This is a genomic window from Nocardia sp. NPDC005366, from assembly GCF_040606855.1.
Lineage (GTDB): Bacteria > Actinomycetota > Actinomycetes > Mycobacteriales > Mycobacteriaceae > Nocardia.
The window spans coordinates 144168-166740 of record NZ_JBEXFQ010000017.1; the positions used below are offsets into that span (position 1 = coordinate 144168).

General features: G+C 66.6%; 17 protein-coding genes. 11 read left to right on the top strand and 6 right to left on the bottom strand.

Annotated features, from left to right (window positions below; genetic code table 11):
* Positions 1–157: 157 nt before the first annotated feature.
* Positions 158–1042, top strand: coding sequence for a PAC2 family protein (locus ABZS43_RS20770; RefSeq protein WP_355037555.1), 885 nt, complete (start codon positions 158–160; stop codon positions 1040–1042).
* A gap of 88 nt (positions 1043–1130) precedes the next feature.
* Here ABZS43_RS20770 and ABZS43_RS20775 read toward each other — a convergent pair whose 3' ends face one another.
* On the bottom strand, positions 1131–1475 hold the full coding sequence (locus ABZS43_RS20775; protein ID WP_355037556.1) for a hypothetical protein: 345 nt from the start codon (positions 1473–1475) through the stop codon (positions 1131–1133).
* A gap of 423 nt (positions 1476–1898) precedes the next feature.
* Here ABZS43_RS20775 and ABZS43_RS20780 point away from each other — a divergent pair, with 423 nt between their 5' ends.
* The 4 genes from ABZS43_RS20780 (at position 1899) to ABZS43_RS20795 (ending at position 10489) form a co-directional block, all read left to right on the top strand.
* The gene (locus ABZS43_RS20780; protein ID WP_355037557.1) at positions 1899–3038 is read left to right on the top strand and encodes an XRE family transcriptional regulator; all 1140 of its coding nucleotides are present in this window, start codon (positions 1899–1901) and stop codon (positions 3036–3038) included.
* 319 nt (positions 3039–3357) lie between these two features.
* Positions 3358–4896, top strand: coding sequence for a TIGR02677 family protein (locus ABZS43_RS20785; protein WP_355037572.1), 1539 nt, complete (start codon positions 3358–3360; stop codon positions 4894–4896).
* A gap of 2 nt (positions 4897–4898) precedes the next feature.
* Positions 4899–6266: a TIGR02678 family protein gene (locus tag ABZS43_RS20790; protein WP_355037573.1), complete on the top strand. Its 1368-nt coding sequence runs from the start codon at positions 4899–4901 to the stop codon at positions 6264–6266.
* 2 nt (positions 6267–6268) lie between these two features.
* Complete coding sequence (locus tag ABZS43_RS20795) at positions 6269–10489, top strand: TIGR02680 family protein (RefSeq protein WP_355037558.1); 4221 nt, start codon at positions 6269–6271, stop codon at positions 10487–10489.
* A gap of 6 nt (positions 10490–10495) precedes the next feature.
* Here the strand turns inward: ABZS43_RS20795 and ABZS43_RS20800 are convergent, their stop codons facing one another.
* Complete coding sequence (locus ABZS43_RS20800; RefSeq protein WP_355037559.1) at positions 10496–11020, bottom strand: M15 family metallopeptidase; 525 nt, start codon at positions 11018–11020, stop codon at positions 10496–10498.
* Between the two features lie 249 nt (positions 11021–11269).
* Complete coding sequence (locus ABZS43_RS20805) at positions 11270–11458, bottom strand: hypothetical protein (protein WP_355037560.1); 189 nt, start codon at positions 11456–11458, stop codon at positions 11270–11272.
* Between the two features lie 170 nt (positions 11459–11628).
* Between ABZS43_RS20805 and ABZS43_RS20810 the strand changes: the two genes are divergently transcribed.
* On the top strand, positions 11629–11994 hold the full coding sequence (locus tag ABZS43_RS20810) for an alpha/beta hydrolase (RefSeq protein ID WP_355037561.1): 366 nt from the start codon (positions 11629–11631) through the stop codon (positions 11992–11994).
* A 207-nt stretch (positions 11995–12201) separates the two neighbouring features.
* Entirely contained in the window at positions 12202–12789 is a 588-nt protein-coding gene (locus ABZS43_RS20815) for a VanZ family protein (RefSeq protein ID WP_355037562.1), read from the top strand.
* On the opposite strand, the gene ABZS43_RS20820 is transcribed toward ABZS43_RS20815, so the two are convergent.
* Positions 12727–14130 (bottom strand): cellulase family glycosylhydrolase, encoded by a 1404-nt coding sequence (locus ABZS43_RS20820; protein ID WP_355037563.1) that lies wholly within the window; start codon positions 14128–14130, stop codon positions 12727–12729. The two genes, ABZS43_RS20815 and ABZS43_RS20820, sit on opposite strands and share 63 nt — an antisense overlap.
* Before the next feature lie 276 nt (positions 14131–14406).
* Here ABZS43_RS20820 and ABZS43_RS20825 point away from each other — a divergent pair, with 276 nt between their 5' ends.
* Positions 14407–15999 carry an HD domain-containing phosphohydrolase gene (locus ABZS43_RS20825; protein WP_355037574.1) on the top strand — a complete coding sequence of 531 codons (1593 nt, stop codon included), beginning with the start codon at positions 14407–14409 and terminating at the stop codon, positions 15997–15999.
* A gap of 134 nt (positions 16000–16133) precedes the next feature.
* Here the strand turns inward: ABZS43_RS20825 and ABZS43_RS20830 are convergent, their stop codons facing one another.
* Together ABZS43_RS20830 and ABZS43_RS20835 are read right to left on the bottom strand one after the other, a co-directional pair.
* The gene (locus ABZS43_RS20830; RefSeq protein WP_355037564.1) at positions 16134–17945 is read right to left on the bottom strand and encodes an ATP-binding cassette domain-containing protein; all 1812 of its coding nucleotides are present in this window, start codon (positions 17943–17945) and stop codon (positions 16134–16136) included.
* Between the two features lie 403 nt (positions 17946–18348).
* On the bottom strand, positions 18349–18843 hold the full coding sequence (locus tag ABZS43_RS20835) for a tautomerase family protein (protein ID WP_355037565.1): 495 nt from the start codon (positions 18841–18843) through the stop codon (positions 18349–18351).
* A gap of 66 nt (positions 18844–18909) precedes the next feature.
* On the opposite strand from ABZS43_RS20835, the gene ABZS43_RS20840 reads away from it, so the two are divergent.
* The 3 genes from ABZS43_RS20840 to ABZS43_RS20850 all read left to right on the top strand — a co-directional run bounded on the left by ABZS43_RS20840 (position 18910) and on the right by ABZS43_RS20850 (position 22228).
* Positions 18910–19524, top strand: a complete 615-nt coding sequence (locus ABZS43_RS20840; RefSeq protein WP_355037566.1) for a helix-turn-helix domain-containing protein — start codon at positions 18910–18912, stop codon at positions 19522–19524.
* A 1028-nt stretch (positions 19525–20552) separates the two neighbouring features.
* Positions 20553–20921 (top strand): hypothetical protein, encoded by a 369-nt coding sequence (locus ABZS43_RS20845; protein ID WP_355037567.1) that lies wholly within the window; start codon positions 20553–20555, stop codon positions 20919–20921.
* 377 nt (positions 20922–21298) lie between these two features.
* The gene (locus ABZS43_RS20850; RefSeq protein WP_355037568.1) at positions 21299–22228 is read left to right on the top strand and encodes a hypothetical protein; all 930 of its coding nucleotides are present in this window, start codon (positions 21299–21301) and stop codon (positions 22226–22228) included.
* The last annotated feature ends 345 nt before the right edge of the window (positions 22229–22573 follow it).

Here is a 22573-nt window from a genome sequence, read left to right on the forward strand (position 1 = left end):
GGACGATCCCGGCGTGGGCCACACCACATGACATCACCGCGCACGGCGACTCTATAGCACCGGGAATCCTTCGAACCGGAAATTTTTCTGCGGAAGGGTTCCGGAATCGCATCGAGTCACGTACGCGCCGTCGCTTCACAGACATTAGGCTGGCCGAGTGAACCCCAGTGATACTCCCGATTCGGAACTGCCGACGTTGCGGGATCCGGTGCTGGTCGCGGCCTTCGAAGGCTGGAACGACGCCGGCGATGCCGCCAGCGGCGCCGTCGAGCATCTGGAACTGATCTGGGACGCCGAACCGCTAGCCGAACTCGATTCCGAGGACTACTACGACTACCAGGTCAACCGTCCAACGGTGCGCCAGGTCGACGGTGTGACCAGGGAAATCCAGTGGCCGTCCACCATGCTCTCGGTCTGTTCGCCGCCTGGCAGCGACCGCGACGTCGTGTTGCTGCGTGGTATCGAACCGAATATGCGCTGGCGCAGTTTCTGCGCGGATCTGCTCGAATTCATCGAGCAGCTCGGCGTGCAGACCGTCGTGATACTGGGCGCACTGCTGGCCGACACACCCCATACCCGCCCGGTGCCGGTCACCGGGTCGGCGTACAGCAAGGAAGCGGCCGAACGTTTCAACCTCGAGCAGACCCGCTACGAGGGACCGACCGGAATCACCGGGGTCCTACAGGATCAGTGCGTGAAGGCCGGGGTGCCCGCGGTGTCGTTCTGGGCCGCGGTGCCGCACTACGTCTCACAACCGCCGAATCCGAAAGCCACCATCGCGCTGCTGCATCGGGTGGAGGACGTACTCGATATAGAGGTGCCGCTGGGCGAGTTGCCCAAGCAGTCCGAGGATTGGGAGGCCGCGGTCAACGAGATGACCGTCGGCGACGACGAGATCAGCGAGTACGTGCGCTCGCTCGAGGAACGCGGCGACGCGGCGGTCGACATGAACGACGCGATCGCCAAGATCGATGGCGACGCCATCGCGGCCGAATTCGAAAAGTACCTGCGCAGGCGCGGTCCCGGTAGTTTCGGGCTGTAAACGCCTCGAGCTGGGTGGCTTCGGGCCGGTGTTGTCACGGCCCGGACAGCGGCGATGCTAGGGCGACGGTCCGTTGCCGCCGCCGTGGTCAGTCGGTTCCGGTGGCGGCCACCTCGTGCGACAGTTCGGCATTGTCGACGGTCCACACGCGGGCCGCCGCGTCCTGGGCCAGCTTCGCGATCAGAATGTCGCGTGGAATCGTCTGGCCGGCAAAGTGATCGAGTGAGGGGACTACCACGTGGTGCGCGTCGGCGCGCCGGAGTTCCGCTGTGAGCTCGGCGAATGCCGTGCCGTCACCCGAAGTCGATTCATGGAATGTCGCGGCGAAACAGAGTCCTTCCGCACGAGCGAGAGTGCTCATCGCAACCTCGAGTTCCTCACTGTGGCCATCGGCGAGATCGTCGCGCACGTATCCATAGATCAACGCTTCCACCCGAACCTCCGTTGGATTGGGTCGCTGTTCTCTTGGTTGGATCACCCCGCACGTGGAGCGCGCACACCGGAGACAGCACGCACGGCGGGGTCGGAGCACACGGTCGAGCATCCTGGCACAGCACCGAAACCCGGTGCCGCAGCAAACCATAGAGCATAGCGGCCACGCCGCCTAGAGTCCTGCGAATCGGGGTCCGGTCACCGGGCTGGCAACCTGTCCGCTCCCTTTTCCAGGATGTCGGACGCAATCGTGCAAATGCAGCTGTCAACCCAGTGACAACCACATGCCCTATCCGGTCCACCAATCGTTAACTGGTGCGATACTACAGACGTGACCGGAGGAGACGATCGGCCCGTCTGGGCAGTCCGAATGCGTTCCGAACGTGATGCGAGGGGGTGGTCACAGGCAGATGCTGTCCGTGTGATGCGCGCCAAGGCATCTCACAACCTGCCGACCGACAGTACGCTGCTACGTAACTGGCGCCGTTGGGAGTCGGGAGAGTCGCGCCCCGACGATTTCTACGCCCCCATCATCGCCGCCACCTTCGACACGGTGACCGCCGCCTTCTTCCCGAAGGCGCGGCCGAACCGGGACGACGAACTACTCGCCGCCACCGGCATGGACACCGTGGAGTTCATCGGCAGGCTGCGCATGTCGGACGTGTCGCCCGCGACGCTGGACGCGATCCGGATCACCGCCGAGCGACTGTGCTGCGAATACCCCTATGCCGACCCGCATGAACTGCACACCGAGGGCACCTCGTGGTTGCGCCGCATCACCTCGCTGCTCGACGGAAGACTCACCCTGGCGCAGCACCGCGAGATCCTGGTACTGGCCGGGTGGGTCGCGCTGCTGGTCGGCTGTGTCGAGTACGACCTGGGCAGGCGCACCTCGGCCGAGGCGACCCGGCGCGCCGCACGGTCGCTCGGACACGAGGCGGACCATCCCGAAATCATCGGCTGGGCAGCGGAAATGGCGGCCTGGTTCGCCTTGACCCAGGGCAACTACCGCGGCGCCATCGAGGCCGTCGACACCGCGCCGCACGAGGCGAGCGACCTCGGTGTCGCGGTGCAACTCGCGGCGCAACGAGCCAAGGCGTGGGCCAGGCTCGGCGATCGACGAGAGGTGGAGCGCGCGCTCGACACCGGACGAGCGGTGCTGGAACGCCTCGTTCACCCGACCGATCTCGACAACCATTTCGTGGTCGATCCGCAGAAATTCGATTTCTACGCGATGGACTGCTGCCGCGTCGCCGGTGAGGACCGGATGGCCGAGACCTACGCCCGCGAGGTCATTCGCACGTCGACCAACGCCGACGGCACCCTCCGCAATCCGATGCGGGTTTCCGAGGCCCATCTGACGCTGGCCGTGGTCGCGGTCCGCGACGGCGACCTGGAACTCGCGGTGGCCGAGGGAACCCGCGCCTTCTCCGGTAAACGACGCTCCCTGCCCTCACTCATGTGGATCGCGGGCGAGACCGCGCGCGAAATCAGCGAGCGCTATCCGGGCGACCCCGGCACCCTGGCCTACCTCGACCAGTTGCGTTCCGTATCCGTGGAGTAGCGACCGACCGGTTCGTACAGGCGCAGTCGAATTGATCGAATTCGCGAGTGGCCCGCGCGCATCCCGCGTGCGGGCCCTCGATATCTCCGTCACCCCACTTCCGCGGGGCGTCAACCACCCTGAACGAAGCGGCGGTGAATTGATCTGGGGTCCGGCAACTCTCGAGCATCCATCGCGTAGACGCCTCGAACCGGACCCGAGCCACGCCGAACAAGGGGTTCTTCCCGTTGGCGGCGACCGGCCCGCTACTACCCTGTTCCCGGTGACCGACTCCGCCGAAGGCCCCCTCAGCGCCGATACCGTCCTCTGGGACGAGCGGCTGCGGCTGTTCGCGTTCGCGACGGCCGAGAAGCGCACCGAGTACCTGTGGGTGCTGCGGGCGTTCGACAGTGCGCGTGCCGCGTACGTGGTGCTGCTGCACGCCGACGACGTCGCGGAGTGGATTCGGCGGAGCGGCGGTTCGGCCGGTCCGTCGCCGCAGGCTCCCGTCGCGAGCCCGCCGCTGGCCGCCGCCGAAATCGGTGCGCTGCTCGATCAGCTGCACCAGTGGGGCGTGCTCGAGCGCAGTTATGACGGCACCAGAGCCGCGACACTGGCCGAATACCGCAACCGGCATTACGTCTACCAGTTCTCGCGGGCCGGGTTCCAGGCCTATCGCGCCGTGGTCGGGGTGCTCGAGGCCCGATTGGACGAAGCCGCCTTGTCGCGGCTGGTACTGCCGGAACTGCTCGCGGATCTACGGACCTTGGCCGAGGCCAATCGAACCGGCGATGCCGAGCGGGTCTACCGCACGTTGCGCCGACTCGACGCGGCGCTCACGGATATGGCGGCGCGGGCCGCGCATTTCTATCTCTCGCTCGGCGATCTGGTCAGGACCACCGAGATCACCCCCGAATCATTTCTCGCGCACAAGGATGCGCTGCTGGCGCATATGCGCGAGTTCAGCACGGATCTGGCCCGGTTCGCGCCGCGTCTGGCGGGAGCCATCGCCGAGATCGAGGCGACCGGCGTCGACGACCTCATCGAACGCGCCGCGAGCTGCGACGAACGGGTGCTGCTGAGTACGCCGCAGCGTCGCGCGGATTGGCTGGCGCGCTGGCATGGCCTGCGCACCTGGTTCGTCGCACCGGAGTCGGCGAAACCGGGTGAGAGCGAGTCGACCGAAGCCGATCGCCTGCGCGAGGCCACCATGAGCGCGATCGCCGCGGTGCTCTCGCTGCTGCGCCGGGTGACCGAGACCCGCCGAGGCGGGGTCAGCAGGGAATCGGCCCTTCGGCATCTGGCCGGATGGTTCACCGCCGCGCCGACCGCCGACAGCGCGCACGCCCTGTTCGACGCGGTCTTCGGACTCGGACGACCACGTCATCTGGCGATGGAACATCCCGATGCCGACATCATCCCGGCGACCCGGTCCTGGTGGGAAGCGCCACCGCTGGAGATCTCACGCACCCTCGCCGAAACGGGCAGGACGCCGACCGCCGGTGCGCCCGCGCGCATCCAGCGCAACGACGCGACCATCCGCAGGCTGCGTCGAACGCAACTCGACGCCCAGCGCGCCCGCGCCGAGGCCGCGACATCGCTGGCCGCCGCCGATATCTACGACCGCGAACTGGACGAGGGCGAAACCGAGGTGCTGCTGCGACTACTCGACGCCGCGTCCACGGCGTGGGTGCCGGTGAGCGGACGGGTGGCGGGGACGACGGGATCCGAAAGCGGTGTCACCCTCACCGTCTCCGAGCACCCGGGTTCGACGGTCGTGCGCACCACGCGCGGCCTGCTACACCTGAACAACCGCAAACTCGAAGTACGCCCAGGCCGCGCGCGCCCCGGCGGCACCGAACTATCCGGGGGCCGTTGATGATTCACGCACGCCGCATCGATGCGCTGGTCCTGGACAACTATCAGCGCGCCGCCAGGGTGATCCTGGCCAACCACCTCATCACCAGGACCTACCCCGATCGCATCGCGCTGCCGTTGATCCGCCGGTGGGCGACGGAACTGCGCGAGGATCTGGCCGAACTGTTCGGCTACCGCCTCGAGGTCACCGAGACCACGGCCCGCCTGTTTCCGATCGTGGACCGGTTGGATCCGGGAAGGCCCGCCCGCACCGTCAACGACCGGATCTTCGACCGCCGCCGATACGCCTATCTCGCGCTGGCGCTGGCAGTGCTCGGCCGCGCGGGCGATCAGGTCACACTGTCGGAGTTGGCCGAGCAGGTCGCCGCCTACACCGGGCGGATCGACGGGCTCGAACTCGCACCCGATCGGGCGGCGGACCGCGACGCGTTCGTCGACGCGGTGGGCTGGCTGGCGACGCGCGGCGCGATCACTCTCGCCGATGGCGACGCGGGCGGTTGGGCGTCGGATCCCGATGTGGGCGAGGCGCTCTACGATATCGACCGGCCGGTGGTCTTCGCGCTGTTCCGTCCGCCGCGGGCACTACAGCATCTGCACAGCGTGCGCGGTCTGCTCGCCGAAGAGCCCGCGACCGGTCAGCCCGCCGCCGACGCCGCGCGGCGGGTGCGAAGGAATCTGGTCGAACGTCCCGTCGTCTACGCGAGGGAGTTGACGCCGCAGGAGCGTCTGTTGCTCGCGCAGGAGCGCATCGTCGCGGATGTGGAACTGTTCACCGGGTTGAAGGCCGAGCGCAGAGCGGAGGGTGTGGTGCTGATCGATACCTCGGGGCGGCTCTCCGATATCCGTTTCCCAGGTACCGGCACCCTGGCGCAGGTCGCGCTGCTGTTGGTCGGGGAGATCGCGGATCGGGTGCTCGATATCGACAACCCGCTGCCCCAGCGTCCACCCGCATCCGGCCAGGAGCGAACGCTGGCCGAGCAACTCGACGACGCCATCCCCGAATCCACCGTCTTCGCGGCGCTGGCCGATCCGTCACCCGGCGAATCCCCCGACGACGATCCGCGCGGGGAGGAGATCCCCGACGACGATCCGGTGACCTACCCTTTCGTCGAATCCAGCTGGGTGGGTGAGACCGTGCAGGCGTTGACCGACCGCTACGGCGTCACCTTCGCCGCCCAGTGGCAGGCCGACGTGCCAGGACTCACCACCGAGGTGGTGGCGCTGCTGCGACGGCTGCGACTGGTCAGCGCGAGCGGCGACGGACTGCTCGTGCTGCCCGCGCTCGCCCGCTACCGCGGCGCGGTGGTCACCGTGCGCACCAAACGGGCCGAGGAACTATTCGTGACCGCCGCCGACACGGAAGGGATCTGAGCATGTCTGTCATCCACGGTGGAGTGCGTTTCATCCCGACCCGAGCGGGCATCGTCAACCTCTGGGACTACCGGGACCAGGAATTCTGCTTCGCCGACGGCAGGCTGGTGCTGCGCGGCCCCAACGGGTCGGGCAAGACCAAGGCGCTCGAGGTGCTGTTCCCCTTCGTCCTCGACGGGCGGATCGAACCGCGCAGGCTCAATCCCTTCGCGGGTGAAGAGCGCACCATGAAGTCGAATCTGCTGTATCGCAAACAGGAATCGGCCTACTCCTACGTCTGGATGGAATTCGCCCGCGGCGGGTGGGACGACCCGGAAACCGTCACCGTCGGCATCGGTATGCGCGCCACCCGGTCCTCGGACAAGGTGACGCGCTGGTACTTCGTCGCCGACGGACGGGTCGGCGTCGATTTCTCCCTGATCGGTCCGGATGATCGCCCCTTCACCCGCAAACAGCTGGCCGAGCAGATCGGCACCGACGCCATCGTCGATCGGCCCGTCGAATATCGGGCCGCCATCGACGCCCGCATGTTCGGTCTCGGCGCCCAGCGCTACGACCAGCTCATCAATCTGATCCTCACCCTGCGCCGCCCGCAGCTGGCGAAGAATCTCGACCCGCGCGGACTGTCGCAGGCCCTCACCGACGGCCTGCGCCCGCTCGACGAACAGATGATCCTCGACGCGGCCCGCTCCTTCAGCGATATGGAGGAGGTCGGGCGCACCCTCGAGGGCCTTGTGCACGCCGACAGCGCGACAAGGGCTTTCGTCGGCGTCTACCGCAAATACCTCGCCGTGCAGGCCAAAACCGACCTGGATCAGGTACGCGCCCGGCTCGACGCGGTGACCCACGCCAGTACCGCCCTGTTCGCCGCCACCGCGTTGCGCCGACGCAGGGAGACCGAGCGCACCGCCGCGCAGGCCCGCGCCGACGACGCCGACCGCGCCTACGAACAGGCCATGACCGACCGCGAGACCCTCCAGCGATCCAGCGCCTACGAGGGTAAACAGCAACTCGACGATCTCGCCGACGCGGTACGCAGGCTGGAGACCTCGGCGAGCGTGCACAGGGACAAGGCGCTCAAGGCCGCACAGACCCTCGATCAGCGCGCCCAGGAGGCCGAGCGCGGTCGCGTCGCGGTCCAGAACGCGGCCGCCGCGCTGGCGCGGGGCGAGGACGAATTACGCACCGCCGCCGCGGAAGCGGGTATCGATTGGACCGCGCCGTCCGCCGACGCCCGCCCCGACACTCTCACCGCGACCGTCAGGGCGAGGGCAGAGCAACGCGATGCCGATGTGCGCGCGGTCAGGAAATCGCTGGGACTGGTCGAGTCCGCTGCCGCCGAACGCACCAGGGCCGAACGTCTCGCCGAACGCGCGGTGCGACTGCGCGAGACGGCCGCGTCCGAGGTCGCCGCCGCGGAAGCGGCTGTCGCGGTGGCCCGTGCCGAAGCCGCGACGAAACTGCGCGCCTGGTGGGATCAGCACCACGAGATCTACTCACCGATCGCGCACGGACTCGTCGACGCACTGGATTCGGCGCTGGGCGAAGCCGGTTCGGGGGAGTCGGCCGGGGTCACGGAGGTGCTGGCCGAACGGACCGAACCGCTGCTCGACGAGATCCGCACGCGCCGACAGGAAGCCAGGACGCGGGCGAGCGCGGCGACCGGCCAGCAGGCCGAGCTGAGCGCCGAACGCGATCGGGTCGCGGCCCAGCGCGACGATGCCCCACCGGCGAGTTCGGTCCGCACCGATGCCAGAGACGGGCGTCCCGGCGCGCCGCTGTGGCAGTTGGTCCGTTTCGCCGACGATGTCGATCCCTCCGCCGCCGCGGGTATCGAGGCCGCGTTGCAGGCGGCGGGCCTGCTCGACGCGTGGGTCTGCGCGGAATCCGATGTGCCGCCCGACTATCGCTCCGATCAATTCCTCGTCCCGCTGCCGCCCGCGCTGCGCCCGACCGGGCGCACCCTCGCCGATGTGCTGGTGGTGGAGGAGGATTCCGATCAGCTGACGGTGCCCAGGCGCGACGTCGCCGACATCCTCGCCTCCCTCGCGCTGGAGGACTCCCCCGATGCCGAACGGCGCGGGTCCGATACCAGCGTCGGCACGACGGGCGATTTCCGGCAGGGCGTCCGGATAGGCCGCCACCACAAATTCGACGCCGAATTCATCGGCGCTACCGCCAGGAGCCGTCGTCGCGAGCTGCGCCTCGCGGAACTGGAGGCGGCGCTCGACGCCGCGACGACAGCCAGGCTGCAGGCCGAGGCCGACGAGGCGAACGCCGCCGCCGAACTCGCGCGCATCGCCGCCGCGGCGAAGACGCTGCCGCGTCCGTCCGCGGTCACCGCCGCCCTGCGCGCGGTCTCCGAGGCCGCGGGCATGATGCGTTCGCGCGCCGAGGCCGCCACGCAGGCCGAACGCGATCTGGATCAGGCGGTGGCCGATATGGCCGCCGTCGAGAAGAAATTGCGCGCCGCCGCCGCCGAGCACCGTACCCCGCGCGAGGCACGCGAGATCGACGCGCTCGCCGCCGCGATCCGGCATTTCGAGAACAGCGGCACCGGCGTGCTGCGCGTGCGCGCCGACTACGAACGCGAACGCGAACGCGAACGCGAGAGCGCGGATCGCCACGACGAGGCCCGCGACCTGGCCGAGGCGTTCGCCGAGGAGGCCGAGGCCGCGCAGGCCGGCTACCAGGAGCAACTGCGCAAACTGGAAACGCTGCGCGAGGCGCTCGGCGCGGGCGCGGCCGATATCGATCGCGAACTCGAATCGGCTCGCCTGCGTATCGACGCCGCCCGCGCCGAGCAGAAGGTCGCGCGCAAGGCCGCGAACGAGGCGATCGAGGCGGTCGGTGACGCGGAGGCGGCCTACCGCACCGCGCACGAATCCCTCGGCACCGCGCTCACCGAAGTCCTGACCGACGTGCGAGCCCTTGCCCCCTACGCCCAACCGGATCTGCTGCGTCTACTCGGCGCTCCGGAGCAGAGCCGGTGGCCGAGCAGCGACGCGGCCTGGTCGACCTCCGAACAATTGCTGTACCGGATCTCGCAGGCCGGTCCGGATGCCGAGCCGCGGGTACTGCCGGAAGAAGTGGCCGAACTCTTCGACAATCTCACCACCGCGACCGCCTCGGTGCGGGCGGGCGAGGCAGCCCGCAAGTCCACCCGCAGCGCGGTCACCACCGCACTACAGGAATTCGACGCCGCACTCGCGGCGTCCGGGCGCGACTACCGGCTGCAATGGGACGCCGCAGACGGACTCACCGTTGTCCAGGTGCACGACGAGCAGGGCGTCTCCGCGCTCGCCGATTTCGCGGGCCGCATCGACCGGGCCCGCCACGATCAGGAACTGCTGCTCACCGACGCAGAACGGCGCATCCTCGAGGACGCGCTGCTGACCGGCCTCGCCCAGCAGATCCACGAACGCACCACCGACGCCCGCGAACTCATCGCCAGGATGGGCGCGGAGATGAAGCAGCGTCGCATGTCGTCGGGAAATACCATCGGCGTGCACTGGGTGCTGGCGGACAGCCTCTCCGATGCCGCCCGCGCCATGTGCAAACTGCTCGACCGCGACGCCTCCGCGCTGGGGGCGCAGGATCTGGCGGCCATCCGCTCGCATTTCGCCGCCGAGATCCGTGCCGCGAGGGCCGCGCACCCGGAGCGCTCCTATCCCGAAATCCTCGCCGCCACACTCGATTACCGAACCTGGCGGGTGTTCTCGTTCACGCTGCTGTCCGCCGACGGCAGTGAGGACAAACTCACGGTCGCGCGCCACAGCGCGCTCTCGGGAGGTGAGCAGTCGGTGTCACTGCATCTGCCGCTGTTCGCCGCGGCGCACGTCATGCTCGATTCGGCCGATCCGCAAGCCCCGCGCCTGCTGGCGCTGGACGAGGCCTTCGCCGGTGTCGACGATAACGGACGCAGCGAATTGCTCGGTCTCAGTGTGCAATTCGACCTCGACCTCTTCATGACCGGCTACGACCTGTGGATCACCTACCCCCACGTCCCCGGATGCGCGCACTACGACCTGGCCCACTCGGCCGCTGACAACACCGTCAGCGCGACGCTGCTGGTCTGGGACAGCGGTGAATTGCTGGCCGAACACGACGGTAGCGACCTCACCGCCGCTCTCGGCTCGCCGGACCGACGCCGGGTTCCCAATTCCATCGAGGGCGGACTCGCCTTCGACGATATGCCGGGCTCGCGAGCCCCGGTAGGCTGAAAGGGATTATCGTTCGCTGGCGTCGGCCCGCGCGGGCGGACATGTCCCGCCGGGCACGGTGACCAACTCGAAATGCCACCATTCGTTGAGGTACGTGCGGCAGAGCCCCCAGCGGTTGCCGTTGGCTTCCAGCCACCGCGCGCCCTGCTGCGGACCCACATCGATCGCCTTTCCCGCCACATGGCTGGATTCCTCGGGCGGAAGCACCCACCGTCGCGCCTCGTCGGGACTTCCGTAGGTCGCGATGCCGTCCTCCCACAGCGCCTGCTGTTCGGCGTGCGTCCGGTAGCCGGAGTTGATCCACAGCGGCACCTCTTCCGCATGCGCGGCCCCTTCGGCGAGGGAGTACGCGAGCGCCAAGGAGGGGTCGAGGCCGTCCGTGCCCGCCGCGGATCCGACCGCCGCGAACGAGTCGGCGGGCGCGCCCTCCGCCGTGGGAGCCGCCACGGTACCGACCAGGACGGCCGGGGACACCACGGCCAGCACTCCCAGCACCAACCTCCTGCGCAACGTCTCGCCAGTCAGCAACATGTGGAAAATACTAGCCGCGTACCACTCCGTGAGGTCGGTCACGGCGCTCACGACGGGTTGTCGCGAACCGGGCGTGTGCGTTGCGACCAGCGCAGATACCTGTTCGGGCGGCCTGCCGATCGGGACATAGCCGATGCTCGGCGTCGACGCGTTCGCCTACTTTCCACAGGAAAGACCGTTGTCCACAATGTTATCCAGTGTTGTGGATCACTGGGCGTGACGACCGGCTATCGACCGGACCGGCCAGAGCTACTGCGCCTTCACCAGTTTCACGACCTCGGCGTCGACGTACTCCAGCCACACCCGATCCCCTGCTCGCAGCGGCACATCCGCTTCGACCAGCGCGTCGCGCACCGTCATCGATTCACAAGATTCGGTGGTCACCACACCGAATCCGCCCTCGCTGTCCGGAATCCATGTCTCCACAATCGCCCACACGGCACGAAGACTAGTGCGCGACAGGCATTACCGGCCGGTTCGCGCGCGGAGAGTTCGCCGTTGCCGATCGCGTGCCGGTGAACACCACCTCGGAGCACGCTTGCCCGGGTTTCGGGTACCGCGGCGGCAGAGATTGCCCTGACCCTACGTCAGGGTTGCGGCCTTGTCGCATGACAGACAGCAACACGTCCTCGATGCGGTTCGCCCCGCCGATCGGAGGGTTCCAGAAGATCGACGGGCGCCGCGTTTTCGTGCATCGGTCGAGCAGCGGCGGACCAGCCGTCGTGTTCCTGCCTGGCGTCGGCGCGGTCGGCCTGGACTATTTCGTTGTCCAGCAACAGATTTCGCAGTTCATCACCGCCGGTGGTGTACGACCGTGGGCGGGCACCGGCTACAGCGATCCCCTCCCGTTGCCGCGCACCGCCGCCGCAGTCGCCGCCGAACTACGTGAGCTGCTGCGCACGATTTCATGCCGCCCGCGGCGAGTCCGGCCGCGACCGAGCGGATGGCACCCGATCGGGACCAGCTCGAGATGATGCGCCCTGCCCTCCGCGCCGAGCGACGCCGGACCGCCGAGCGCGACAGCACAACGACTGAGCCGCCGCCGTAGCCACGAGAGGGTGCACAGCGGTCGGCTGGTCGCCGCGGACCCGCACGCCCGGCTGGTGCGCGTGCGGTGTGGATTGCGTGGATGGTTTGTGGAGCCGACCTGTGGCGCAAGTGATTCGGGTGATACTGGCGGAGTGAACGGGACGTGGGAGGCGTGGGGTGGGGTCGCGATCGCCGCGATCGCGGCGCTACCGGTAGCCGGTCTCGCGGCCTGGTGGCTGGCTGGGCGGCGCGGGTGGCGTGCCGCGCTGTGCGATGTCGGGATGGTGATGGGTACCGCGCCGTGGTTGTGGATGATTCTCACGCCGACTGGAACGGGTCGTTCGGTGAATCTCGTGCCGCTGCGTGATCTGGCCGAGGTACTGGCCGACGACAGGGTCATCGAGCAGTTCGGCGGAAATCTGCTGGTCTTCGCCGCTCTCGGCTTCCTGTTGCCGGTGCGACACCCCTGGTTCGCCCGCTCGTACCGCATCCTGTTGGCGGGAGCAGCAGCGTCGATCGCGGTGGAGACCGTACAGTTCGCCCTCGCTATCGGCCGTCACTCCGCCGTCGACGACGTGCTGTTGAACGCGGGCGGCGCCTACCTGGCTGGCCTGCTCTCCCGACACTGGTGGGCGCCGCGCGCGGCAACCGAGAACCGCGGGTGGCCTCGATGCCGGTCACCGTCGTGTCACCGTCACTTGCACGATGTCCTGTCCGGGGCTGGTGGTGAGTTGAAGTAGCCGGGAATCGGGTGCCGACACGACGTCGGCGCCCTGCACTTCGAGCTGGTAGCCGTCGGGGTAGTTGCTCTGCGGCAGATATACCTCGGTGCGGGCCGCTCGGGGGAACGGTTGACCGGAATCCGCGCGTTGGGCGCTGTATCGGAGGGTGAACGTCCCGGTCGCGCTGTCGTAGTGCCACTGCAGCGGGGTGCCCGCGATTGCCTGCGGATACGGCCGGACGATCGCCGGGTCCATCAGATTGGGCCCGGTCGGTGGCTCCTGGGGGTGACCGGGTGTCTGGTCCTGCGGTTGGGACCACAACATCCAGGAAGCCATGTTGTCGTCGAACGTATCGGCGAGGCGAGTCAGCCGCGCCCGATCCGTGGTCGCGCCGAACTCGGTCACCAGCCCGACGACCCCCTCGGCGGTGGCGCGATCCAATCCGTTGCTGATGCAGGTGTCGATCGGGCCGAGGCAGTAGTCGTGAAAGCTCATCCCCGCGTTCGGATCGCCGGTGGGATTCGGCATCCAGTTCGGCGTACCGAAGTCGTTGGTGACGGACGGCTCGTAGAACAGCAGGTGTTGCGGGTCGACGCCGCGGATGGCGTTCATCGCTTTCGCTTCGAGCGTGGCGAGCGGACCGCTCTCGAACCGGGGGCAGCCCTGCGGAAAGCAGGTCGGGTATTCCCAACCGGGCCACGGCTCATTGATCAGGTCGTAGCCCAGCACGTACGGCTCGTCCGCGAAGCGTTCCGCGACACGCGCCCACATGGCCGCATAGTGTTCCTGCAGCCCGACGCCATCGGGCGCCGCGCGGTCCTGCCAGAAGTTCGCCCACGTTCGATTCTGCGCCGGGCTCGTGAAGTACACCAACGGAAAGCCGGGATCGGGCTGCAAGGGGAACCCGTCGGTGATCGTCGCCCACTCGGGGAACCCGCTCCAACTCGCGCCCACCGATTCGTTGAACGCGTCCTGATGGGAATCGATAAGGCTGTAGATGTGGTGTCGGGCCAGCAGCTGCTGGGTCTGCTCGATCTGCGCGATGTAGTTGTCGTCGTAAACGCCTGGCTGCGGCTCGACCGCCTTCCACGCGAAACCCAGCCGCACCGCGTTGAAACCGTTCTCCGCCAGGAACTGGGCGTCGTTCTCGCCGAAACCTCCCGCCGCGGGGAAGTACGGCGGGTTCTTGTAGACCATATTCACCCCGTGCACGGTGACCACCCGGCCCTGTTCGTCGGTGAGCCAGCGACCCGCGTGCCCCAGTTCCGGAGCTGTCGGTGTCGCCGCGGCCGGTGTGGTCAATCCCAGCAGCAACACGACCAACCCGAGACACCGTGCTGTCGAGGCCATGACGGTCATCGTGCAAACCTTTCGACGAGTGTGCGCCGACAGCACCTGCACGGCGATGATGCGCAAATGCTATATATCGCTGGCCGGATTCGATCGCGACACTCCGCTGGACACCGGCGAGGTCGCATGCCTCGACCAGTTCTCGTACCCCGTCGACAAGCCCGTCGCCCGCGTGATCGCATGGGTGACGGCGCGCCGATCACGGCACGCGTGCTGCGGCAGCGGATACCCGATGGTCTTGTCTTTCGCGCGGAGATGGCCGTTGTTCGGGTGGACAATGGGCAGATGCACCTGCACGGGACGCCGCCCGGCTCGGGAAAGGGTCTGAGCAGAGCCGAACTGCTCGCCGCGGTATCGCTTGCGATCGATCTCGGTCTGGGTCAGCCGATGGAACATATGCTTCGGTCGTCCTTGATCGCGACACGGATCGCCGAGCGCATGAGGCTCGACCGGCAACAGCGGGCGACCGTGTACTACGCCAATCTGGTCGGGTGGATCGGCTGTCACGCCGACTCCCACGAACTCTCGGCACTCTTCGGCGACGACATCGCCTTCCGGGCCGGTACCTACACGGTGGACATGACCGGCCTGCCGTTTCTGCGGCTGATGATGAGTCATGTCGGACGCGGATTGCCGGGCTGGGAGCGCGCCGTCCGTGCCACTGCCTTTCTGGTCACGGCTCGCAGCCAGGTCGCCACACTGATCCAGTCGCATTGCAGTTCCGCCGGGGTTCTCTCCGATCGGATGGGCCTGGACGAGCAGGTCGGAAAGGCGCTGGCCCACGTCTTCGAACGCTGGGACGGCCGGGGGTTGCCCAACGGTTCTCGCGGCGAGAATATCCCGGTCGAAATCCACATCGCTCACGTCGCGGACGTCGTCGAGGTGCACCTGCGGACGGGTGGGCTCGAGCACGCGAAGGATGTCGTCCGTTCTCGGGGCGGCAGTCAGTTCAGCCCAGCCGTGGCGGCGCTGTTCGATCGCGACGCGGCGGCGATCGTGGACGGGTTGCTCGAAATCGACGTCTGGACCGCGGCGTTGGCCCAAGCACCGGATCGTGACCGGACCCTGACGGACGAGGAGAGCGACGAGTTGCTCGAGGCCATGGCCGATTTCGCCGATCTCAAATCCCCTTTCACTCTGGGGCATTCGCGTGGCGTCGCGAACCTGGTGGCCGGGGCAGCCCGACACCTGGGCATGTCGCCGTCGGACATCACGCATCTCTACCGTGCCGGCCTGGTGCACGGCCTCGGCAAAATGGGAGTGTCCAATCGGATCTGGGAGAAGAAGGGGCCGCTCACTACAGCCGAATGGGAACGGGTACGGATGTATCCGGATCTGACCGGCCGGATACTGAATCGAGTCAACGGCTTGGAGTCGGTGGTGCCCATCGCGATGAAGCACCGCGAACGGATCGACGGGTCCGGCTTTCCCCGGGGGATCGCCGGCGCGGAGTTGACCGCGCAGGACCGGCTGCTTGCCGCGGCGGACACTTATCAGCGCCTGCTCGAGCCGCGTCCCTATCGGCCGCCGCTCGATCCTCGCGGCGCTGCCGATCAGTTACGAAAGCGGGCGCGCGCCGGACATCTCGACGCCGAGTCTGCCGCGGCCGTGCTCGCGGTGGCCGGTCCGCGGAGCTCGCGGCGGACACCCTGGCCGGCCGGGCTGACCGACCGCGAGGTCGAGATCCTGCGACTCGTCGCGCGGGGCCGATCGAACAGAGAAATCGCCGCCGAACTGTTCATCGCCGAGAAAACGGTACGAAACCACGTCGAACGTGTCTACGCCAAGCTCGGCGTCAACAACCGCACCCAGGCCAGTCTCGCCGCGATCGACCGGGGTCTGGCGGGTTTCCCGGTCAAAGCGGCCATGAGTAATTGACGCATCCGCCCGCGCCAGGTACTTCAGCTCGGCAACCACCGACGATGCTGCTGCCCGGTGCGATATCGACCTCACATGGCTCGGCGGCCTGATCGGTTGGCCGAGCCGACAGCGGGACCGACTGCGCGGGGCCGTCATCGCCGGTACGCGCCGGGCCGGGACCGCCGGTCCAAGACCCATATCGTGGCCAGCACGAGGCCAACGGCGAACGAGGCGAGCGCGATGAGACTACCGCCGGTGCCACCGTGGAAGGTGTCACCGTAGGCGGACATGGTCGGCAGCGTGGCGGTGTACCGCTCGAGATCCAGGCCGCGACCCAGCGCTTCGAACGCGTGGCGGTTGGACAGACCCAGACTCATCAGGCGTCCGGGGAGGGTCATCTCGTCGACGGGGACGACGGCGCCACCGAACAGCACCTGCGGGAAGCAGAGCATCGGCAGGGCGAGGGCGGCCTGCGCGGCGTTGGAGACCACGGCCGAAGCGAGTAATCCCAGGGCCAGTGCCGAGACCGCCTCGATCACAATCGTCACGAACAGGAAGGCGAACACGTCCCATCCGACGGCGGGGAGCCGACCGAGCGCCCGCAGCACACCGAGGAGCAGCGCGCTCACTCCAGCCAGCACCGGAAGCAGCGCTGTCACCTTGGATGCCACGTAGGCACCCACGCTGAGCCCGGCCAGGCGCTCCCGCCGGAAGACGGCCATCTCCCCGACGATCTGGAGCAGGCCGTACGTGAGGCCGAAGAAGAAGCCCGCGAATGCGATCCAGAACATGATCTGGACCGGGCCGAGGTCGGCTTCGTTACGCGGATAGAACGCGTCCCGCTCGAACAGCGTCGCCATCATCGCCGTGACCAGCAACGGTGAGCCGAGCAGGACCGCCAGGGTCAACCGGTTGCGAAGGAGAACATCGACATTGCGTCGGGTGAGTAGCCACCATTGCCGGACCACGCCTGTGCGCTCGACCTCTGAACGGGTGGCGGGGACGGGCAGTAGAGCCGAGCCGGGCCGGGTTTTCGACTTCCCGTCGCTGTCGGTGAATCGCTGTGCCCAGATCTGAGGGGTGTGCTCACGAGCCAGCCGGTCATACACCTCGGCGAGATCCTCGACGCCGAAGTAGCGCCGAGCCTCGGTGGGGCTGCCGGTGAAGGCCAGATGGCCGTCGCGCGCCAGGAATACCACCCGGTCACACCGGTCGATGCCGGTCGGCTCATGCGTCGTGAGAACGACTGTGACCCCGCGCAGGGTGAGTCGGCGCAGCAGGCGCATCACGTCGGCCGCGGTCGACGGATCGAGCCCGGAGGTGGGTTCGTCGAGGAAGAAAAGGCGTGGCCGGGTCAGCAGCTCCACGGCGATACTCGCCCGCTTGCGTTGGCCGCCGGAGAGCGCACGGACCGGCACCTCGGCCCGATCGGCCAGGTCGAGGTCACGCATGGTCTCTTCGACTACCCGGTCCGCCTCAGCCACCGATGTGCCTTCGGGCAGCCGCAGTCGCGCCGCGTAGCGCAGCGTGCGGCGCAGGGGCATCTCGAGGTGGATGATGTCCTCCTGTGGCACGTAGCCGATACGGGAATCGCTGACTCGGGCCCCGCGAACGACGCCGTCATGCCGGACCTCCCCGGCGGACGGTGGTTGCAGTCCCGCGAGCATCTCCAGCAATGTGCTCTTTCCTGCTCCACTGCCGCCGGCAATGGCGACCAACTCGCCCGGTTCGACCGACAACGACAGCTTCTGGAGAATCTGCCGCGCTCCGACATGTCGGCTCACGTCGACCGCATCGACTCTTCCACCGTTCGACACTCCAGGTGCGTGATCCGAAGTGCGCGTACCGAACCGCTCGACAGTCGGCGGTTCGAATGTCGATTCGGTCGTGACCGGTGATCTCCGTGATTCCTGAACTCGCTTCGTCATGCCCTGATCATCGGCCCGCCGCCGCCGTGGTCGCATGAGGCGTTTGCCTCAAATCAACGCCCACCTGGAAGCGGTCGACCCAGTCGAACAGCACACCGACCCCCACCGGATGGTCTGGTCGTCACAGACGTGGCGCTCCTCGCCGAGCGCGATCGCATGCGCGACGTGATGAACGGTGCCATGTCCCACGTGTTTCGGCGGCTGTTCGTAGCGGTGGACGCGTCCGGTACCGATGCGCGGGAAGACATTTCGTGCGTCGGCGAAACTCGGCATCGTAGACGACCTGTCCGTCGAATCCGTCACGCCAGAAGGCGATGGTTGTTTCGAGGTCGGTGCCAACAGGTGCGCGTGGTGCGCGTCGATCATCGCGTGACTCGCTGCAGGTCGTCGCGGGTGTGCGATGGTGCGCGGTGTAGGGCGCGTGATCGCGTCACGCGGGTCACGCAGCACCGGGGCGGGCCGCTTCCGCCATTCCAGGCGATCGGTCCGAATAAATTGCAGCTCGAGCCTTCTCGCGTTCCCCTCGCGCGAGGGCGGCCAACTCCTTGAACTTCACGACGTTCCCGCCCGCACCCCAGGTGCCCTCCGGCTGCTCGTGGATCAGCACCCACACGCGCAGCGCATCACCCTCGGCCACACCTGCGGCGGCGAGTATCTGTGCGGTGACCTCCTCGACGAGTCCGGCCTTACGCCGCTCCGACAGCGCGGCCTCGGGAACGGTCACATCCACACGGAACCGCGGCAGGTCATCTTCGAGCGCGCCGAAACCGCCCTCGGCGACTTCCTCCACGCGGCACCATGCTTGCGCCCGGAAGAACGCGGTATCGGGAGCACCTTCCCACTTCAGCAGGGTTTTCGGCAGCGAGTTCAGCAGCTCGCCACGGGCCTGCTCGCTCAGAGCTCCAGCAGGTAGGACCAGGTGAATCATCGGCATCGGCGTACTCCTTCTCATCACGCACCATGACTTATAACACTCGTTATAATCGATAGACGCTACTATATGACGGCCGTTATAGACAAGGAGGTGGAGATGGCGGAATCCCAGGATTCACGCGGGAAACTGGTGGCCGGCGCGGCAGACATGATCCGGCGGCGCGGTCTCAACGCCACCAGCGTGCGCGAACTGGCCAAGCACGCGCACGCGCCGCTGGGATCTACCTACCACTACTTCCCGGGCGGCAAAACGCAGCTGGCCACCGAAGCCGTCACCTTTGCGGGTGAACTGACCGCGACACTGCTTGCCCGTGCGCTCGAAAACGGACCGACGGAGGGGTTACGCGCCTTCCTCGGCATGTGGCGAAAGATCGTAGTGGACACGAACTTCCGGGCCGGTTGCCCAGTACTGGCGGTCTCGATCGAAGACCTCCCCGACGCCGAATCCGCCCCCCACGAAGCCGCTGCCGCCGCCTTCTCCCAATGGACCAGCCTTCTGACAGCATCACTGCGCCAGCACGGAGCCGACCAGGACGCCGCCGAGCGCACCGCCACGTTGATCGTCGCCGCTGTCGAAGGAAGCGTGGTGATGTGCCGTGCCGAGCGCAGTACCCGAGCGCTGGACCGCATCAGTGAGCAGCTCGAAATGATCGTGCAGGACACACTCACGCGGAACTCATAGAGACAACTGTTCGATACGCGGTTGTTCTACAACCCATCCCAAGCGACCGCACATCGGCATGAGCGTCCGTTCGCCGGCCGGTTCGAACCGCGAGTTGCGGTATTTCCGGGTGTCTACCTGCCTGATCTACTGCTTGGCACTATCCGCTCGCTCCGGCCTGGCCACCGGCACACACCGCTCGCACCTCTCGCGTGGGCCGTCTGCTGACCAACGCGGCCGCGGTAGGCGCTACGGGCAAGTTTGAGCTACATTCCTGTGGTCCGCAGGGAGGGTTTCACAGCAAGTCTGCGTCATGATTCAAGTCTGCGTCATGATTGAGGACTCGGGGGAAGTGCCATGGGAAGATATACTCGCCGTCGCGCAGTTGTGGGTGCCGCGATCCCCGTAGCCCCTCTGATCGTGGGGCTGGTCGCTATCGGGCTGGTCGGCACGCAAACATCAATGCCATTGAGTGTCATCGGTTTCGGCGCACTGTACGCGATCGGCAGCCTATTCGTCGGTTCACTTATGGGCTTCCTGTTCGGAGTACCTCGAGCTCTCACGTCCACTGGCACCGACGGTGCGCGGTCGGAAGTGGCTCCCGGATCGAGATTCGCTGGGAACACGAATCTCGAGCAGATTTCGGACTGGCTGACGAAGATTATCGTTGGTGTGACCTTGACCCAGCTCGGCCCTATACGTGACGCTGCTGGGGAGTTGTTCGGAGCTATGGCCCCGTCTTTAGGCGGTGGTCAAACGGGTGCCCCATTCGGTGGTGCGATCGTTGTATCCTTTGCGATTTCCGGTTTCATTTGCGGATGGCTTCTGACGCGGTTGTTACTCGGGCAGGCATTGGCAGCCGCAGACATTGCGCTAGATCTTATCGACAGTGCTGATCGCGCAGAGGAAGCGGGTGAAACTGCACGTGCTCACGTGCTCACGTACTCCGTCGCGAGGCTGCCGATATCTTGGGCGCGGTCGCACCATCTGCAGCACGCTACGACCGTATTCGATCGACCGAGGCATCGGGGCGCGATCGGACTCGAAAGATGGACGATCTGGTCGCCGGCGGCCGATCATTTGCTCAGACCAACTCGTTGCCTTCGGATGCTGCCGTAAAGCTTTTCGATCGGAATGGGGATGGCGACCGAGTGATGGCAATCGCTTTGATGCAGGGAGACTCCAGGCTGGTTGACATCGAACGACTTATACGCGCGATCGGGGAATCGCGGTCGGCCTACGAGCAATACCAAGCATTACTCGCCGTTCGAGGTTGGCTGCAGTCGGGCTCGGAACTTGACTCCGCACACCGTGCCTCACTCGATCGCGCAATGGAGAGCCCTCAGATTTCGATTGAGACGGGCCGCTACCAATTGGCAAGCGATATCAGAGCATTGATGAAGCAGGAGCAACCGTAGCCTCGTCTACGGTGGGATCTCGAGTGTCTCAGATGATCGATGCGCCCCATCGGCCCTTCGTGTTGATCGAAGTACACGATCGATGATTTCCTGAACGCGTGCGGGGGGTGAGACCGTCGACCTCCCAATTATCCTAACGCAACCTGTGAGCAGCAGCCCGGACCCGACAATCTAACCTGACCGCGCAGGGCAACACGTCAGGCTGGGAACCCTACGCGCGGCCGCCTCACACGAAGACCGGCCGCAGTGAAAGAGAACGAATGTCATCCGAATCTATTAGTACGCGCAGCTCATGGCCAACAGCGCTCGGAACTGTCCCGTACGCTGACCTGTCACGAGCTTTGACTCATATGTCCAAGTTACATGCATATCGCGCTGTGACTGGAATCGGCGCGACTGAGCCACTGGAACTAATTGACCAAGCGTTCTCTGTCGGTGCCGCTGTAGAACTGTTGTTGAAGGCTGCGCTCACAAGCGTCGATATTCACTTGATTCGAGAAGGCCGAAGCGGTCATCCAGCAGTAGGGCTGGCACTATCCGGCTTTCACCGGAAACCATCGGTGCCGCCTCTGCCCGACATTCGAACTGTAGGGCCAGTGGAGGCGAGCGTTCTACTGGCCATGCTCGGCGAGCAAAAGTTTCCACAGGCAAGGGCAGATGACCTGAAACTGGTTAATGTTGTTCGCGATTCCGCAGTACACATGGGATTGGTCGACACGCAGACGAACGAACGGGCGGTGACCCGGATGGTCAAACTCGTTGACTGGGTGCTCGAAGCGCGCCGCATGCTTAACAGAGATGACGATCGGGATGCATATTGGGCCGAATATTGGGCTGACTATGAGGCCCAAGCGAGCGATATCTTGAAGGCTCGCAACGAGCAGATATTTACCATGTACGAGCGCAAGATCTCGGCGGCCAAGGCTCGGTTCGCGAAGCTGACGAGCACCGACGCCGGTCGAAGTGCTGTGGCGTACCTCGAAGAGGGTGAAGAAGGACTCGAGGTGTACGAAATTTCGAGGCGCACTCCCTGCCCCGCGTGCGACAGCCGAGGTCGAACCATTTACAACGTTGTCGTTCAGAGCATCATCGCCCCCGCGGCGACCGAATCGGAGCAGGACTCCGCGTTTCGGGCGGTGACAAGTCGTCCCCGACAGTTCCATTGCGGTGTATGCAACCTGGTTCTGGTCGGCGATGACCTCGAGGCGGCCCAGATCGTCGATGAAGCACAACTCGAGGAGTGGGAGCTCACCAGGGAGGGTTTTGTCAACTGGTTGATGACGGCCAACGCCGATGGTAACGAATGAGAGCCGCGCCGGTGCCCGCCAGCCGTCCGGCAATCGGCACCTGCGGTCACGCGACGATATCGGCTGTCGCCACACGGCCCGCGGCGGCTTCCTGTGAACGTCCGGTAATCGGCATTACCGGACGTTCCGCGCGGACGCCAACGGCCCGAGATGGCCTCGGGCCGTTGATCTTCGGACTGTCGTAGCTGGCCGCCCGGCAGGGGTGGCGACAGCGTTGTCGATGACGAAATCCGGGTGGGGATTTCGGATATGCCGTTACTTGATCGAGTTGGCCAACTGATCGGCATAGGGGGCGGTGAATTTTCCGACGATGGGGAGCTCCGCGCGGACACCGCCGGTGTTGTT